Origin of the sequence: Dolichospermum sp. UHCC 0315A, from assembly GCF_008121535.1 — a bacterium.
Taxonomy (GTDB): domain Bacteria; phylum Cyanobacteriota; class Cyanobacteriia; order Cyanobacteriales; family Nostocaceae; genus Dolichospermum; species Dolichospermum lemmermannii.
Genome location: NZ_CP043056.1, coordinates 168694 through 186200, shown reverse-complemented (window position 1 = coordinate 186200; position 17507 = coordinate 168694). Strand labels below are relative to the sequence as shown.

Genomic DNA, 17507 nt, shown 5'->3' with positions numbered 1-17507 from the left:
AAATCAAAGTGAGCATAAAAACAGACGGGGATGTAGAAACCCCTGGCTCAAATGAAGTTAGCCAGGGGTAGTTCATAAAATCTACCGACTATTTTGCATTCTGACTCTTAGAAGTGTAATAAACCTTACTACCTGTATCTGGAACAAAATGACAACCAATAGCGGAATTCCACAAAGACTTCCAAACTGGTTCTTTCGATTCATGGAAATACTCACCCATAATTGGTTTAATTGCCTCAGTCGCTTTCAACAAATTGTAATGAGGCATATTCAAGAAAATGTGGTGAGCAACATGAGTACCGATATCATGATGAATGTGGTTAAAAATTCCATAATCTCGGTCAACACTAGAAATTGCCCCTTTCAGGAAAGTCCATTCTTCCCCACGATACCAAGGAATTCCCGGTTCAGTATGGTGTAAGAAAGTCACCAAATCCAACCAAATAATAAAGACAATGTAAGGGCCAGCGTAGTATTTTAACAACCACATCCAACCATATTGATAGGTAAAGAAACCTAACACAGCTACCATACTAATCCAAAGTGTGGTGCTGGTGATAATGTCCCATTTTTCTGAAGGCTTAAACAGTGGGCTACTGGGTGAAAAGTGAGAACCTTCTTTACCAGGAGAACGCTTAAACAAATACACAGGATAAGCCAATAAGAACAGATAAAAACGCCCTATTCTTTGCGCTAAGGGCATTTCATCGTACTCTGATTCAGAGACAGGATACCAGCTTTCATCATTTTCTAAGCTGCCTGTATTTTTGTGGTGGGTTCTGTGGCTAATTCTCCAACCATGATAAGGAACGAGAATGAAAGTATGGGTAATATGACCAACTAAATCATTCAACCATTTATGCTTAGAAAAAGATTGATGTCCGCAGTCATGACCAACTACAAACAAAGCCCAAAACATAGTTCCTTGCATGACCCAGAAAACTGGCCAAAAATACCAAGAATCCAGATAATTAGCCGCTGCATACAGCAGTCCCACAATCAGAACATCACGGAAGAAATAATAAAGTGATTTCGTTACACTTGGCTGAAAACATTCAGCGGGAATTGCAGCTTTTAAATCCTGAAGAGTAAACGGTAATTTTTCTTGACCTTCAGTAGATGCAGAACTAGGGTTTTGATTAAACTCGATTGTATCTAATTGCACTGGATTATTTAATTGATTGTAAATTAGAAATTAACAGTGAGGTAATATTTAATGACCTCTAAAATACAAACTTGAGATGTTGGCAATTGACCGAAACCGGGTTAAATTTGGTTAATTGCCAAATCAAAAGAATTGGTGCTAAAAGTAGAAATAATTACTACTTCACCGTTGATAATTTTTCTTCACGATATTCGTCAAAAGTTATATAACCAATATCAGTTTTATAAAGTTGACATTGATTAGTAATGTCCTTCATTAAACCCCAAGAGAATTTATATTCATCATGGAGATAAGGACCCCAATTTTCTTTGATGCTGCTGTAAGCCAACCGCAAATTATAGGAAGGAATAGCAGTAGAAATATGATGGGGAACATGAACATTAATATCGTGACAGAGAATTTCTACCCAACGAGGATAATCACAATGAATAGTTCCGAATAACTGTGCTAAAGCCTCATTCCATTTATCAGCAGTTGCAAAAGGAACATCTGGAAGAGTGTGGTGAACAATGGTGAAGGTACTCATCCAGAAATGGTAAACCATCCAGGGAATAACCCAGAATTTAATAAAACCCCAAACACCAGTTGTAATAATCAAAGTTGGGAAAACAATCGCTGCAAAAACAGCCACTACAGCCACAGAAAATTTAACACTATCTTGTTCTTTTTTCGGAAAATTGCGCCAATCAAAATGCACAACCGCCCAATGGCCAATAGAACCTACCCACCAGAGACGTTTACTGATAAACAACTCAAAGACAGACTGTCTACTTTTAGACCAACTTGCAAAAGTTTCTGTTCTAATAGGATGCCAAGCGTTGTCTTCGTCTAGCTTGTTGGTATGTTTATGGTGATGATTATGTTTAATGCGCCAGCTATGAAAAGGGTAAATTAAGAACATCATAAAGAAATGTCCCACTAAATCATTTACCCAGCGACGGTTTGCAAATGAACGATGAGCGCAATCATGTCCAATAACGAAAAAACCTGTTAAAGCAGTTCCTGTAAAAATCCACGCTATGGGTAGAAGAAACCAAGGGGAAATTGCGATGAAATAATAGCCCAATGCAGCCATAGATGAACTGATAATTACAGTTGTCCATGCTTTGCGGCTATTTTTCTGAAAACATTCCTTGGGTAGACTTTTGATAATATGTTTTAGTTTTATTTGGTCTTTACCAAGGTCTGTGGAGACCGCTATTTCCTGACTTTTGATGATTGATGTAGTCATGAATACCTGAAAAACAACAGACAGCTAGACAAGGTTACTAAAAAAAGTAACTTGCTGCAAAGTTTTGTAACATTAATTTCTGAGATTATAGCAACTTAACAACCACTTAGGATAGTTAGTCAGCAATTAAAAAAAATAAATTTAAAATTGCTTTATTTACACACAAAAAGTCAATAGTTTTCAGCCAAAAATTGACTATGAAACTATTGACTTTGAGCAGAAAATCTGCTTATGCCTTTTTCTCTGCCAGCTTTACGTTTGTAGCTAGACCTAGTAATTGTAATAACTGAATTGTCATCCAAGTCATATCAATTTCCCACCATTCCAAACCATGACGGGCAGAGTATTGGAAAGCGTGGTGGTTATTGTGCCAACCTTCACCAAACACAAGAATAGCAACCCACCAACAATTAGTTGATCTGTCACCAGATTCATAAGTGCGGTATCCGAATTTATGAGTAGCACTATTTACCAACCAAGTACAGTGATAAACCCAGATAATCCGTGCAAAAATTCCCCAGACTACCATTGGCCAGCCACCTAAGAAATATAGGACTATGCCCAAGGCAACCTGTAATAAAATGAAATTTTTCTGTAAAAACTGATAAACTGGGTCATCAATAATGTCTTTAGTGAAGCGAGGAACTTGATCGTGAGCAGGAGCAAAATGAATCATCCAACCCATGTGACTCCACCAGAAACCTTGATTTGAATCATGGGGATCAGATTCAGTATCAGAATGTAAGTGGTGAATTCGATGTGTACCTACCCATTCAATTGGACCACCTTCACAAGATAGTGTTCCAAAAATCACTAGGACATACTCTAGCCATTTAGGCGTTTGAAAACTACGGTGAGTGACAAGACGGTGATATCCCAAAGTAATACCTAAACCTCCAGTCACCCAGTAAAGCAATAAAGCAACACCAATTGCCTTCCAGCTAAAATTGCTCGGAATTAAGGCAAATAGAGCGCCGACGTGCAATGAAACGAAAAATAGGGTATTAACCCAGTTAATGGGAGGTTTAGAAGTAGCAATTGTCATGCAGTAACCTGAATAGAAATTGTTCAGCCTAATCTGCGAGATCCTAAAATCCGCATATCTATTTTATGTTTTTGAATGAGGAAATGATGAACAGCTTTGAACGGCTGCGGGAAGCAGAACAGGCGCTATTAGAAATTTTTTCTGGTATTGACGCTCAGGTCAAGCATAATCTTAAAAGAGTATTAGATGCCTTTCGTCATCACCGAGTAGGCGCACATCATTTTGCAGGCGTAAGTGGCTATGGACACGATGATTTAGGACGAGAAACCTTAGATAAAGTTTTTGCCCAAATAATGGGTGCTGAAGCTGCTGTGGTGCGAGTGCAGTTTGTTTCGGGAACTCATGCGATCGCTTGTGCGCTGTATGGTGTACTTCGTCCTGGGGATGAAATGTTAGCAGTAGTCGGTTCTCCCTACGATACTCTCGAAGAAGTAATTGGCTTGAGAGGACAAGGCCAAGGTTCTCTAATTGATTTTGGCATAAAATACCGCCAATTGGAACTAACTGATCAAGGAAAAATAGATTGGCAAAACTTAAACACTAGCATTACCGACAACACAAAGTTAGTATTGATTCAACGTTCCTGCGGATATTCATGGAGACCAAGCCTCTCCATAGCCGACATAGAAAAAATTGTTCACATCGTTAAAAAGCAAAACCCGAACACCGTTTGTTTTGTAGACAACTGCTACGGCGAATTCATCGAAACCCAAGAACCAACCCATATTGGTGCTGACCTCATAGCCGGATCATTGATCAAAAATCCTGGAGGTACAGTCGTGAGTGCAGGTGGTTATATAGCCGGACGCGCCGACCTAGTAGAAGCAGCCGCTTGTAGACTCACAGCCCCCGGTATTGGTAGCGAAGGAGGAGCAACCTTTGATCAAAACCGCCTGTTATTCCAAGGATTATTTTTAGCCCCACAGATGGTAGGGGAAGCAATGAAAGGAACATACCTGACAGGTTATGTATTTGACAAACTCGGATATCCAGTCAACCCCCCACCATTAGCACCCAGAGGAGACGTGATTCAAGCGATTAAACTCGGTTCAGCCAAAAAACTGATCGCCTTCTGCAAAGCCATACAGCAGCATTCACCCATAGGATCTTATCTAGAACCCATACCCGACGATATGCCCGGCTACGAAAGCCAAGTGGTGATGGCTGGGGGGACATTTATCGAGGGGAGTACCTTAGAATTATCGGCAGATGGACCATTGCGTGAGCCTTATGTGGTTTATTGCCAAGGGGGGACTCATTGGACTCATGTATCTATTGCTTTACAAGCGGCTATTGAGGCTGTGGGGGAGAATTAAGAATAGTTTCGCGCAAAGTCGCTAAGGAGCAAAGGCGCAAAGGAAGAGAGGGAAGAGAAGGAAGAGGTTAAAGTTTGTTGGCTATGCGTTTAATGCCGTCTTTGATGAGGACTTCACCAAAGTTGATGAGTAGTCCAAGGCGTATATTGGCAAGAGTTAGATAGGTGATAAGTTGTTTTTTGTGTACAGGGTGGAGGGTTTCTAGGGATTTGATTTCAATGATGACTTTGTTTTCAACTATGATGTCTGCCCGAAACCCTTCCTGTAAATGAACACTTTCGTAAACTACAGGTATTGCTTGTTGTCTTGCTACCTGTAAACCTCTACTCTCCAATTCATAAGCCAAAACAGTCTCATACACAGATTCAAACAACCCTGGTCCTAATCTGGTATGAATCTTATAAGCAGCATCAACAATCTGAGTCGCAATTTCATTCTCAGTCATATAAACCTCCTTCTTAATACCTTACCTCCTTCTTCTTCCCTTTGCGCCTTTGCTCCTCTGCGCCTTTGCGCGAAATCTTATTCCGGTAACTTATACTGCCCCACTATCCGTTTCGCAAACTCCGGTACATGAGCTTCTAATTTTTCTCCATGATTCCGCTTCACATATAAGTAATTTCTCGCAAAGTGCGAATCTATGGAAAATCTCGCATATTCTAGTCCTTTGGGGCCAATTTTATCTATGACTACTCCCATTAATTTCGCCGCCCACATGGGTAATGTAACTGCTTGATCATAAGCTGGTATGCTTTGCTGTACTGCTGGTTTGCGGTTTCCTTGGGACGTGACTGGCTGGGTGTTGAGTTGGTCTTTGACGAGTTCGAGCATTTCTTTGCCTGTATCGTTTCTGACTACTATCCATTGCCATTGGTAAGGTGCGCCCATATACCCGACGACGATATCAGCGAGGGAGTTGACGTAATCGAAGCAACTCATACATGATGGGGCGAAGATGTCTTTGAGGACGTTGGTTTTTAAGCCGAAGAAGGGGACTGTTTCTTCTGAACCGTCTTCGTGTTTGAAGTGGACTCGGAAGTCTTGCATGAATTCGTAGCTGACTACTGTTTGGGGGGAACGGCTGGTGGTTTCTAGGAATTTTTGCAGTCCGGCGCGGGTAACGTTATCTACGCATGGTGTTCCGAGTACGTAGAGTTTTTCTAAGCCGAGTTTTTTCTCTACGGCTCGTAATGCTTGGATTTGACAACCTACTCCGATGACTAATAACCTCTTCATTCCTGATTTTTCTATCTCTTCTAATACAGAAAGATTGGGGGATAGGGTAGGTTTATTGACTTTGGCTGCTAGTATTTCTTCGGCTGTGCGGGCGATAATAGGCATAGGTTGAAAGCGGTCTTCTTTGGTGTTTTGGACACAGACTACGCCTTCTACTAAGCCACGATTGAGCATTTCTATGGCGATACTGCTAACTATTCCTGTCCATTGTGCGCCTTCTATTGGTTGTTGTTTTCTGGCGGACATCATTTCTTGGTGTACGCCAAAATATAGTTCGTTTTCGTCTTCTAGGTTGCGGGGGCGGTTATGGGTGGTGGTTTCTAGTTCGTCTATTCTTTGGGTAATGAAGGCGCAAGCTTCTTTGACGTAGTGGATGTAGTAGGTGTCGCATAGTCCGCATTCGCTACATAGTTCTTTGGCGGGGCGCACGCTTCCGGGTTTCAGGGCTTTGGCTTTTTTGTGTTTGCTAGAATCTATGGAGGTCATATATTTTGATTGTTTTACTCAAATATCGCTTTTATTACCTTACCGTTACAGGCTATGAACTTGAAAATAGAGATTGAACAAGAGGAAGATGGACGCTTTATTGCGGAAGTGATTGATTTTCCCGGTGTGTTGGCTTATGGAAACACAAGACAGGAGGCGGTGGCTAAGGTTCAGGCTTTGGCTTTGCGTGTTTTGGCTGATAAACTGGAACATGGGGAAGTAAAACCAGATTTATTTAGTGTTTCTTTTGCAGCAGCATGAGTCAATGGTCTAGTCAAAAAGCAAAGCGCGTTTTAGCTGCTTTGTTACGTATTGGGTGGAAAATCAAACGTCAATCGGGTTCACACAAAATTCTGTCACATCCTGATTGGGCTGATTTTGTCTTTGCTTTTCATGATAATGAAGAGATTGGTCCGAGAATGTTAGCAAGAATCAGTAAACTTACTGCTTTAACTCCTGATGATTTGTGATATGGATTTATTTGTAATTGTGTGCATTTTATAGTTATTGATAAAGAAATTGACATTCTCAAGCCTTCTAACTTAGAATTTAGCTTGTTATTTTATTAACCTCTTACAAATGAAAGATAACATTTTTGACTTTCTGAAGGGATACAGTGCAGAAGATATTAGTGAAAGAGTTTCCTTGTACAAGTTATTTGGCGGATTCTTGTTTGCATTTGCACTTTTCTATGCAGCGTTTTGGTTTGTTCCGCACTCAGATACTGTCAATGACATTTTTGGAATGAAAATTAGTAACGCATTCGGAAGTCTTGTATTAGCTACTGTTACTTGTATCATAGTAATACTATTTGTCGGTAAGAAGAACCAGTCTAATCCATAAAATTTATCCACTTATGAATTTTTTCTTAATCAGCCTTCGGTTAATTTATTGAGGGTTTTTTGCTGTTAATATACATCTTCCATCATCCCACCAAACCGCCTCAGAATGAATTCTGAGTCTAATAGCCAAAGTCTGTTAAAACAGACTGAATAAGTATAAATCTTGATTCAGATTTAATTTGATTTTGCTATTAGCGAAGAAATTCATTTCTTGGTAGTGGTGATATCATTTAGCAAATATATTAAAATAACAGAAACAACATGGAATGGCCGAAGCATTTTCCTGAAAATTGCCCTCCTGAAACTGCTCAACCAATTTCAGGAACTATTTACCGTCTGGTAGATAATCACCCTCCTACATCTGATGATTTTAGATCATGGCGTGAACAAAATATAGATCAACCTTGTCCTAAAAACATCACAGAATGTCAAACTTGTGGACTCTCAGTTTTTACCTCAGCAGCAGGAGTTTGTAATGCTCGTAATAAAATTCCTGCACTTCGCAAAAAACAAGTAGCATTAGGATATGGAAATTCTGATTTAGGAGTAATGTTAAACACACCTTCCAGAAAAACAGGTAATGATCATCATACTTGGTGGTTTCCAGCTAATCAAGAACTTTGGAAAAATTTTGAAATTGTTAATATTACTTCTCCTGACTAAACATGAGGTTTATCTATGAAATTACTACCACAATACCCACCGCTAGTAAACCTAGAAATTATTGAAATCTATGAATATTATGATTTTCCCTGTTTATTTAGCTGTCAAAATGCTTCAGGACAGATTTTTTTAGCTGTTTGGATAGATGAAACACCAGCTTATAAAACTTGGCTTTATTCTCCCATGTCTAAAAGCAGATTAAAAAATATTCGTTCTGGTAATATTGATTTATATGATGCTTTTAAAAAATCAGAAGATGGTTTTATTTATCAAGCTATAATTTCCGAAAATCATAATTTGGATGTTGTAGAAATTATATTTTGTGAAAATCTCAATGATGAATATTTACCCATAGCTGGCGAAACTATTGATTTCTCTGATGCAGTTTTTCCTCTGGAAAATAAGGAAAAAATCAGGATTTAATTGTAAATTAGGGAAGATTTTAGATAAAAGAGCGATCGCTCACCCAAAATACTCTAAATTGATTTATATACCCAACTTATTTAATAAATTGGGTATTTCCGAATTCACAGATTATTTAAACTGGCTATAAATCAAATAGGAAACTGATAGATAAGCACCTTACCTTGCCAATTTTCTTCTACAAATACAAGATATTCATCATTAGCACGACGGAAAGCCCGGATACCATAGGGAATATCAACCCAACCACTTTCTTTACCAACTTCTGCACCTGGAGTCATCTTTTTCACGAGTTCTCCTGTGGCAGTTTTATAAACAGATACTTCTGCGGTTTTTACACCCACTGCAAATACATAATCACCAGCTACACTCATGGCTGCGGTGGCAATTTTTCCTTTACCTGTGGTGTCGTAGGGAACGACGGTTCGCCATTTGGGAGTACGATTTCCCTTACTCCAATGATCAAAGCGAGCAATTTCTGATCCTATGACTTTGGCATCATCAGCAAATGCCGGATGTTCAATGGTAAAACCTGATAAATACATAGTATCTGTTTCGGGAAAATATTCAATCCGTCGCAAGTCTTTAAAGGTGCTAGGAGTCCTGATTTTTTTCATTGAACTATAGGTATAGATGGGATTTCCTTTAGCATCTAATCCCTGTAAAGGATAATGACGAATGCCATCTTCTGTTCGCAAAGTTTTCCAAACATCTCCTTTGCTATCTACCCACCAACCTCCGATATAGGGATAGTCTTCGGTATTATCATATTCATTTTTTTCAAATGCACCATTGCCATTGCTATCACGCCAAATCCATTCTCCTTTTGCTGGTTGATTGGGTGGCCAATTGCCATTAATAGATTGTTTATTCTGATCATTAGTACCCACAAACATCCCGGCAGGAATTGCAATTTTACCATCTGTTTTTGGTTGAAAACGATAAATTTGCAAAAAGCTGTTGAACATATTTGTGAGGAATAGAAAAGGTTTTCCTTGAATCCGACGGACAAAAGTTCCATCTGGTGATGTATGCAGCCGTGGATCTTGAGCATATTTAAAGGGATTGACTGTGTAGGCTTTATATGTCCACTGTTTACCAGCAGGCTTGCTATAATCCATGACATATTGTTCTTGTTTGGTGAATATATTTACACCATCTGTTTTTGGATCTGTATCTGCATTATCTACAAATATTAATCCTAGTAATTGCCATTGTATTTTTCCTGCTGGCGAAAATTTTCTTAAATCTGTTCCTGATTTATTGAAGCCATTACTATTTACATAAATATTACCTTTTGCATCTGTACCAACTCCTGTAATGCCGTAGAGTTTGGATGTTTTTATTTCTCCAGGTACACCACCAAAAATACCTTTTTTATCCCCAAAAGTATCTACACGAACCGGCTGATTATTAATATTGTAAATTATCAATTGTTGATTAATCCCATTTTCTGCTACTAACAGTCTGCCGAGATTATCAATGGCTAATGCTGATGGTTTATCAACATCTATTATTTCTTTTGGTAATTTTTTTCCGTCTTGAGAATAATTGACAATTTTTCTAAATTTAGCACCTTTTTGATTTTGAATAATCCACAAACTGCCTTTTTTGTCAATGGTAATTTTTTCGGGACTATTAACGTTAAATTTGTTTATTTCTGCCATTGTTTCGGTATTATAAACCCGAACAATATTCTCCCCAGCATTGCTAACAAATAGGTGATTATTTATTGTTGCTATTCCTGTGACTTCATGACTTTTGCTGGTAATTAACATACTTTTATCCCAGCCATTCCCTTTCTCAAAAGGTGCAGGTTTTCCTGTTAAGTCATAACGTCTGACGCAGTACCAAGTTTGTCCTTGGGGAGGATAATCTTCTTTAGTTTGATCTACTCCACCTTGAGTCATAGAAATATAAATATATTTGCTATTTACTGTTATTGCTTTACCCCCTAAACGATTCCAACCATGTGTATCTTGGAGGATAAAAATTGGTTTACCATCTTTATATATTCCTGCTTCACTACCAGCTTCATCCCAAGCACTATTTGTGTAAATTGTCCCATCATCTTTGACATACATTCCTTCTATATTATTTTGTACTCGCAATTTACCATTACCAATGGTATTTCCTAACCAAGAAGTAATATATGTAATTTCAGGAGTTTTGACTGCTTTGGATTTTTTAGTTGTGGCTAAATCCATTGTCATTCCGGCAAATGTTACAAGTAGTCCACAGGTTAAACCCAATAAAATATTGAAAGTTATTTTTTTTCGCCAATATCTACTCTGAAATAAGTTATGAAGATATTGATAAAGTTTGTAGCAAGTTTTACTAATCTGCATAAATAATTCGGTTGCTGTAATATGCTTTTTGAATTTTTAATTTATCCCTGTGGGATAGGCTTTTAAATTCTTACTCATAAATTAACAAATAAATTTTATCTTGCAGTTAATTTCATCAAAACTTTATCAACAATATATATTTTCAAAATAAATAAATTATACTTGATACTTTTGATATTTTTACGAGTATCTATTATTTGTTATGCAAATATATTTTTTTGATGTATTTTGTTTGTGAAAATAGAATAATTTTTATATTTAAACCGATTTAGATTCTCAGCGTCGTATTAAAAGATTATGCTGAAAATAAATTATCTTGGCATTGACAAAATAAATAAAAGCATAAATCAAAATAAATCATCTCAATTTATCTATCAAAAGGGAGATAAGTAAGTGGCAGGTAAAGATATAGAATTAAGTTCAGCATCGGCATCTATTCTAACTTTAGGTACGGGTTGGTTTCCTAACAATCCTGGAGGCTTAGAACGGTATATTTATGAACTAATTCATAAATTAGCAGCATCTCAAGACCAAGTAGAATTATGTGGAGTGGGTTTACCTCTAGATGCTAAAAATACACAGATTAAGTTGACTAATTTAGCTTGTCCAGATAGTAAAATTAGTTCTCGGTTATGGTCAATTCGTGATAATTTTCAGAAAACAAGATTAGGTAAACCTGATGCAATTAATCTCCATTTTGCATTATATAGTTTTCCAATTTTAGATATTTTACCTAAGGGAGTACCGGTTACTTTTAACTTTCATGGTCCTTGGGCTTCGGAAAGTCAGGAAGAAGTTGTTAATAAAAAGTTGAGTGTTTGGCTAAAGGAAAAAATAATAGAACAAAGCACTTATAATCGGTGCGATCGCTTTATTGTCCTTAGTAAAGCTTTTGGTCAGATTCTCCATCAAAAATACCAAGTTCCCTGGCAGAAAATTCACATCATTCCTGGTGGAGTTGATATTAATCATTTTCAGAATAATCTCTCGCGTCAAGAGGCTAGAATAAAACTAGGTTGGCCAACTAATCGGCCGATATTATTTACTTCCCGTCGCTTAGTTCACCGCATGGGAATTGATAAGTTATTGCAAGCTATAGCTATGATTAAAGTGGGAACTCCTGATATTTGGTTAGCTATAGCTGGTCGTGGTCATATTCAAGCTTTACTTCAACAACAAGCTAGAGAATTAGGTTTAGAAAATAATGTGCAATTCTTAGGTTTCTTACCTGAAAATGATTTACCTGTGGCTTATCAAGCGGCTGATTTAACTGTGATGCCAAGTCAATCTTTTGAAGGTTTTGGATTAGCTATTTTGGAATCTCTAGCCTGTGGTACTCCTGTTTTATGTACTCCTGTGGGGGGAATGCCAGAAATTTTGCAGAAATTTTCTCCAGATTTAATTACTGAGGCGATTACCGTTGAAAGTATTGCTGATAAATTAGCACAAGTTATGTTAGGAAAACTGCCTTTACCTTCTAGGGAAGAATGTCGTAATTACACAATTAAAAATTATGATTGGACTAATATTGCTCAACAAGTTCGGCAAGTTCTCCTAGCTTAAATTGATGATAGAGATTGTATGAAAATTCTATTCTTAGACCAAAGTGGTAAACCTGGTGGTGCTGAATTATGTTTAGTTGATATTGCTAAACCTTATGGTGAAAATTCCCTGGTTGGTTTATTCGCAGATGGTGATTTTCGTAAGTTACTCGAAGAAAACCAAATTCCTGTGGAGGTTTTGACAACTCAAGCTATTAAAGTTGGTAAACAAAGTGGTTTATTTCCAGCATTAGCTAGTTTAGGGCAAATAATTCCTTTAATTAATCAGGTTGTGCAACGGGCAAAGAAATATGATTTAATTTATGCTAATACTCAAAAGGCTTTAGTTGTCGCGGCAATAGCTAGTTTTTTCGCTCGTCGTCCTTTGGTTTATCATTTACATGATATTCTTTCTTTAGAACATTTTAGTAAAACTAATTTGCGAGTTGCTGTTAATTTAATTAATCGTTGTGCTGCTTTGGTAATTGCTAATTCTCAAGCTAGTAAAACGGCATTTTTACAAGCTGGAGGAAAACCCGATATAGTTGAAGTTGTTTATAATGGTTTTGCTATAGAAAATTATCAAGTTGATGAATTAGAAGTTAGAAAAATTAGGGCTAATTTAGAATTAGAAGGTAAATTTGTTGTTGGACATTTTAGCCGGCTTTCTCCCTGGAAAGGACAGCATATTTTAATTGATGCTCTTTCCCAATGTCCAGAAAATGTGGTAGTAATTTTAGTTGGTGATGCTTTATTTGGTGAACAGGAATATATTCAGGATTTACACCAAAAAGTAACTGCATTAGGGTTAGAAAATCGAGTCAATTTTTTAGGTTTTCGCTCAGATATTCCCAAATTAATGGCAATGTGTGATTTAATTACTCATACTTCCACTGCACCTGAACCTTTTGGAAGAGTTATTGTTGAAGCTATGCTGTGTGGTAAACCTGTGATTGCGGCTCAAGCTGGTGGTGCAATAGAATTAGTGGAAGATGGGATTAATGGTTTTTTAGTCACACCCGGAGAACCTCAAGAATTAGCAAAGGTGATTCATAATTGTCTGCAAGAATCTGTAAAAACTGCGAATATTGCCAATAATGCCAGAATTAGTGCCGGTCAACGTTTTGATGTCAAAATTATTAATCAGCAGATTCAAGAATTGCTAGAATCAATAAAATCCCCGACTTCTTGAAGAAGTCAAGGATCTGGGTCTTGGGAAACAATGTATAATATGTAATGTATGGGTGGAGAAATCCCGCCTTTACAAATTAATAAATTTTAAAGTGAATTCTCGTGGCACAAGTTGTATTAGAAAACGTTTATAAAAGTTTTCCCTCTCGCGGTGGGGAAGGTGCAAAAACGCAACCAGACGGTACAGATGGTGTAAGTGTCTTGCGACGGATTAATTTAACCATTGCTGATGGTGAATTTATGGTGCTGGTGGGACCATCTGGCTGCGGTAAAAGTACCCTGCTGAGGTTAATCGCTGGGCTGGAGGTAATGACTGGTGGTAACATTTCGGTAGGAGATACCGCAGGGCTTCGCTTGATTAATGACTTACCTCCCAAGGACAGGGATATCGCTATGGTGTTTCAAAGTTATGCACTCTATCCCCACATGACTGTATATGACAACATTGCTTTTGGCTTACGTCGTCAGTTTCCAGATCAGGAAGTTGGCAAAAAAAGACTGACTCAATGGGGCGAAAATCTACTTGTAGGGTTAACAAAAAAGTTACCTAGTGGATTACGGTATATTTCTCCAAAAGAAAGAATTGTTAATGAACGAGTCGAAAAAGTTGCGGGTTTATTACAAATTGAAACTCTGTTAAATCGGTTACCGAAACAACTTTCCGGGGGACAAAGACAACGGGTAGCATTGGGAAGGGCGATCGCCCGCAATCCCCAAGTATTCTTAATGGATGAACCATTATCTAACTTAGATGCTAAACTACGAGCTGAAACCCGCAGCCAAATTGTTAAATTACAACGTCAATTGGGAATAACGACGATTTATGTTACCCATGATCAAACTGAAGCGATGACAATGGGCGATCGCATTGCCATTATGTCAGAAGGTAAAATACAGCAAGTTGCAGCACCTTTAGAACTATATAATCGTCCTGCTAATCGCTTCGTCGCGGAATTTATCGGTTCTCCACCCATGAATTTTATCCCTGTGGAGTTTCACGCACCTTTATTAATTACCCATACTAACTTTCGCTTTACCCTTCCAGATGTGTGGGGAAGTGCGTTACAAAACTACGACGGACAAACTTTAATATTGGGTATTCGTCCAGAACATCTCAGTTTGGGTGTACCTGCTACTAAAAATTTACCAGTCAAAGTCGACTTAGTAGAAAACTTAGGAAATGACACTTTTTTAGCTGTAAAAATCTCTGATCCTGATTTACAAAATGTAGATGGACAAACTTTACAAGTTCGAGTTCCCCCAGATAGATTTATAAAGATAAATGACCAACTTTGGTTATCATTTGTGCCTGATAAACTGCATTTTTTTGACCCCAAAACCGAGTTAGCAATATTCCAAAAATAAGGGAAGAGGTAAGAGGAAATATATTTTTATTTACCAATTCTCTGCTCCCTGTTCCCTATTTTAATGATATAAAGCACTATGGGGTAATACTCTAAAAACTTCTTCTATAGTTGTTACTCCAGTCATCACTTTTTCAGCAGCAGCCATACTAAAAGAAGTAAAATTAATCGGTTTTAAAATATCTTGTCAGGATTATATCATCTTGTTACAGACTCGATTGCGAGATTAATGATATTTTATTTTTGCACAAACTCTTTTATCCCCATCCTCATCCAAACTATGACACTCAATTTATATTTACTGCGACATGGTGAAACAACTTTCAGTCAAACTGGTAATTTCTGCGGTGAAACTAATGCAGAATTGACACAAGAAGGAATGCAAATGGCATCCAGTTTTGCTGATGTTTATCAAAAATTGAACTGGTCAGCGGTTTATGTTAGTCCGATGAAGCGCACCATTGCCACTGCCAAGCCATTTTGTGATGCTATTGGGATGGAGATGCAGGTGCGGGAAGGACTCAGAGAAGGTAGTTATGGACAATGGGAAACCAAGAGTAAATCCTTTGTTCAGGAAAATTACCCAGAAAACTATGTGAACTGGTTGACAGAACCCGCTTGGAATGCACCCATTGGTGGAGAAACTGCGGTAGATATTGCTAACCGTTCTCTGCCTGTAATTGCGGAAATTCAAGAAAAATATCCCCAAGGTAATGTTTTAGTAGTTTCCCATAAAGCCACAATTCGGATTATGCTTTGCAGTTTGCTGGGAATTGATTTAGGACGCTATCGTTATCGGGTAAATATTTTGGTTGCTTCGGTAAGTATGGTTAAATTTGATGTTAATGGTCCTTTGTTGGAAACATTAGGCGATCGCCATCATATACCAGATCATATTCGTTCTCGTCCAGGAACTTAAAGTAATTGCTCTCCCTGGCGGTAAATTTCCTGAGCGTAGTCTGTCCAAGTCCCTTGTCCCCAATAACGAAAACAGCTAGTTTGTAATAAGAGATTATGTAATAGCAGTTGGCGGTATTGACTGACTTGAGTCAGATTTACACTGGATTGATCAGATAATAAATCGTCAAATTTATCATGAAATAAATTGCTAAGTTTGTACATGGGAGATAAAACATTTTCGTATCCTTGCACCCAACTAATATGATTTGTCCATGATGCCCCATCAATCTGAAAATTGGGGTGATTTTTTTTCAGTTCTTGAATCGCATTTTCTACAGCATCCGGTTGATAATTACCTTCAGGAATTTGCGCCCAGATTTGATGTTGTCCACTTGCTTGACAGCTAGGAAAGTCTTCCAGTTGACAACCTGCTGCTGCTAATAATTCTAAATATTCTGTACCGCAAACACCAACAACACCAGTTTTACCTCCTCCATTTTGCACCATATCCCCCCAAGCTTGTTGAAAACCGCCGGGAAATTCGTTCATCATCACACCACCATTTTCACCATCACCTATTTGACTAACTATGGGAGGTACGACAACATCACCTAATTTTTGTTTAGATAAAGTTTTGGCTTCATAGTATGGCTGCATTTGGGCGACTAATTTAGTGTCTGAACCTTGGGTTTTTATCAATGCAGTAATACTAATTTCTTCTCCTTGGGAATTGCGAGCTATTAACCGATGTGGTAAATGTTTATAATTTAAAGGCTGACCATTAATTGTTTCTACGGTATGTTCTTGCACTAATAACCAACGATAACCACATTCTTTCAAGGCTTTGATAAATGCAAACAAGGTATCTGGATGGTTTGGTAAGTGCATTTCTGGAGGGGAAAATCCTTTGATTCTTGCTAATGCTTCCCAACCAAAAATTGCCGCAAAATAATGTTGCCAAGCGATAATGTGGAGTTTAATATCTGCTATGGGGGTGGAAGGGATGACAGCATGACTCCACATAGTCCCCAACCATTCTACATAGGGCTGGTAGGTAGGATTGCAGGTGATGCGTTTAAGATTATCTAGAATATCACTTCTGCCCATTTGTACCAGTCCCCACAAAAGATTACCAGAATAATCCAACATCACACGGGGATTACAGCCTTGTGCAACTAATTCAGGAATAAAATCTCCCATGCGACTATAACAATTAGCAAAAGGGGCAGCATTGTGATTATCTCCTTCTTGCTGGTGGGCAAACATATATTGTAAATTGCTGATCAATAAACCATTATTTCCCGCTGGGATAGTGGGTTGGTGCATATGTAGAGCGATTGTAAATACTGCATTAATATCTGCTAATTTCAGATTAGTAGTTGGTAAAAAAATAGGCTCATTGTGGTTAACTACAGTCAACACTTCTTTTTCCCAACCGCAGATATTTGGCAGATTATCAATAATTTCGGGTAACGTAGGGAGATTATCTGGTAATTTAAACATTTATAGCACCTCAAAAATAATGTACAACTAACAATCTTGCCCCAAAATTGAAAAATTTTGTGTTTAACTTCAATTTAAATTTAAACGAATCATAACCATACAACAAATGTTTTCATGGAAATTTCTTCTTCATTAGCTCGTACTACTGCTTTAATTTAGAATTTCTATCATTTATGTTACAACATAATTTAAGCATTATACAAAATTTTCGGGATATATACCTAATTTTGCCGCAAATTACAGGCTTTTGAAT

17 protein-coding genes are annotated in these 17507 nt (G+C 37.8%); 10 read left to right on the top strand and 7 right to left on the bottom strand.

The genetic code is table 11. The features are described from left to right. Positions 1-88: 88 nt before the first annotated feature. The 3 genes from BMF77_RS00930 to BMF77_RS00920 form a co-directional block, all read right to left on the bottom strand. On the bottom strand, positions 89-1165 hold the full coding sequence (locus BMF77_RS00930; RefSeq protein WP_148759909.1) for a fatty acid desaturase: 1077 nt from the start codon (positions 1163-1165) through the stop codon (positions 89-91). 157 nt (positions 1166-1322) lie between these two features. Continuing rightward, on the bottom strand, positions 1323-2396 hold the full coding sequence (locus BMF77_RS00925) for a fatty acid desaturase (RefSeq protein WP_148759907.1): 1074 nt from the start codon (positions 2394-2396) through the stop codon (positions 1323-1325). 229 nt (positions 2397-2625) lie between these two features. Beyond that, positions 2626-3441, bottom strand: coding sequence for an acyl-CoA desaturase (locus tag BMF77_RS00920; RefSeq protein ID WP_148759905.1), 816 nt, complete (start codon positions 3439-3441; stop codon positions 2626-2628). Between the two features lie 86 nt (positions 3442-3527). Here BMF77_RS00920 and BMF77_RS00915 point away from each other — a divergent pair, with 86 nt between their 5' ends. Beyond that, positions 3528-4757, top strand: coding sequence for a methionine gamma-lyase family protein (locus tag BMF77_RS00915; protein WP_148766721.1), 1230 nt, complete (start codon positions 3528-3530; stop codon positions 4755-4757). A 67-nt stretch (positions 4758-4824) separates the two neighbouring features. Here BMF77_RS00915 and BMF77_RS00910 read toward each other — a convergent pair whose 3' ends face one another. Further along, the gene (locus BMF77_RS00910; RefSeq protein ID WP_015083210.1) at positions 4825-5202 is read right to left on the bottom strand and encodes a GxxExxY protein; all 378 of its coding nucleotides are present in this window, start codon (positions 5200-5202) and stop codon (positions 4825-4827) included. A 77-nt stretch (positions 5203-5279) separates the two neighbouring features. Beyond that, positions 5280-6479 carry a Coenzyme F420 hydrogenase/dehydrogenase, beta subunit C-terminal domain gene (locus BMF77_RS00905; RefSeq protein WP_148759903.1) on the bottom strand — a complete coding sequence of 400 codons (1200 nt, stop codon included), beginning with the start codon at positions 6477-6479 and terminating at the stop codon, positions 5280-5282. Between the two features lie 54 nt (positions 6480-6533). Here BMF77_RS00905 and BMF77_RS00900 point away from each other — a divergent pair, with 54 nt between their 5' ends. The 5 genes from BMF77_RS00900 (at position 6534) to BMF77_RS00880 (ending at position 8407) form a co-directional block, all read left to right on the top strand. Further along, positions 6534-6740 (top strand): type II toxin-antitoxin system HicB family antitoxin, encoded by a 207-nt coding sequence (locus BMF77_RS00900; protein WP_027401799.1) that lies wholly within the window; start codon positions 6534-6536, stop codon positions 6738-6740. Further along, the gene (locus BMF77_RS00895) at positions 6737-6949 is read left to right on the top strand and encodes a type II toxin-antitoxin system HicA family toxin (protein WP_039202944.1); all 213 of its coding nucleotides are present in this window, start codon (positions 6737-6739) and stop codon (positions 6947-6949) included. The genes BMF77_RS00900 and BMF77_RS00895 overlap by 4 nt, the downstream gene beginning before the upstream one ends. A 109-nt stretch (positions 6950-7058) precedes the next feature. Continuing rightward, positions 7059-7322: a hypothetical protein gene (locus tag BMF77_RS27145; protein ID WP_039202943.1), complete on the top strand. Its 264-nt coding sequence runs from the start codon at positions 7059-7061 to the stop codon at positions 7320-7322. A gap of 260 nt (positions 7323-7582) precedes the next feature. Beyond that, positions 7583-7984 (top strand): hypothetical protein, encoded by a 402-nt coding sequence (locus BMF77_RS00885; protein WP_148759901.1) that lies wholly within the window; start codon positions 7583-7585, stop codon positions 7982-7984. 15 nt (positions 7985-7999) lie between these two features. Then, on the top strand, positions 8000-8407 hold the full coding sequence (locus BMF77_RS00880; protein WP_148759899.1) for a DUF6575 domain-containing protein: 408 nt from the start codon (positions 8000-8002) through the stop codon (positions 8405-8407). Positions 8408-8538: 131 nt separating this feature from the next. On the opposite strand, the gene BMF77_RS00875 is transcribed toward BMF77_RS00880, so the two are convergent. Further along, the gene (locus BMF77_RS00875; RefSeq protein ID WP_148759897.1) at positions 8539-10755 is read right to left on the bottom strand and encodes a hypothetical protein; all 2217 of its coding nucleotides are present in this window, start codon (positions 10753-10755) and stop codon (positions 8539-8541) included. 393 nt (positions 10756-11148) lie between these two features. Here BMF77_RS00875 and BMF77_RS00870 point away from each other — a divergent pair, with 393 nt between their 5' ends. The 4 genes from BMF77_RS00870 (at position 11149) to BMF77_RS00855 (ending at position 15770) form a co-directional block, all read left to right on the top strand. Further along, positions 11149-12318, top strand: a complete 1170-nt coding sequence (locus tag BMF77_RS00870; RefSeq protein WP_148759895.1) for a glycosyltransferase family 4 protein — start codon at positions 11149-11151, stop codon at positions 12316-12318. A gap of 18 nt (positions 12319-12336) precedes the next feature. Beyond that, positions 12337-13488 carry a glycosyltransferase family 4 protein gene (locus tag BMF77_RS00865; protein ID WP_148759893.1) on the top strand — a complete coding sequence of 384 codons (1152 nt, stop codon included), beginning with the start codon at positions 12337-12339 and terminating at the stop codon, positions 13486-13488. 101 nt (positions 13489-13589) lie between these two features. Beyond that, complete coding sequence (locus BMF77_RS00860) at positions 13590-14852, top strand: ABC transporter ATP-binding protein (protein WP_148759891.1); 1263 nt, start codon at positions 13590-13592, stop codon at positions 14850-14852. A gap of 279 nt (positions 14853-15131) precedes the next feature. Further along, complete coding sequence (locus tag BMF77_RS00855) at positions 15132-15770, top strand: histidine phosphatase family protein (protein WP_148759889.1); 639 nt, start codon at positions 15132-15134, stop codon at positions 15768-15770. On the opposite strand, the gene BMF77_RS00850 is transcribed toward BMF77_RS00855, so the two are convergent. Further along, positions 15767-17254, bottom strand: a complete 1488-nt coding sequence (locus BMF77_RS00850; protein ID WP_148759887.1) for a glycosyl hydrolase family 57 — start codon at positions 17252-17254, stop codon at positions 15767-15769. The genes BMF77_RS00855 and BMF77_RS00850 overlap by 4 nt on opposite strands. Between the last annotated feature and the right edge of the window lie 253 nt (positions 17255-17507).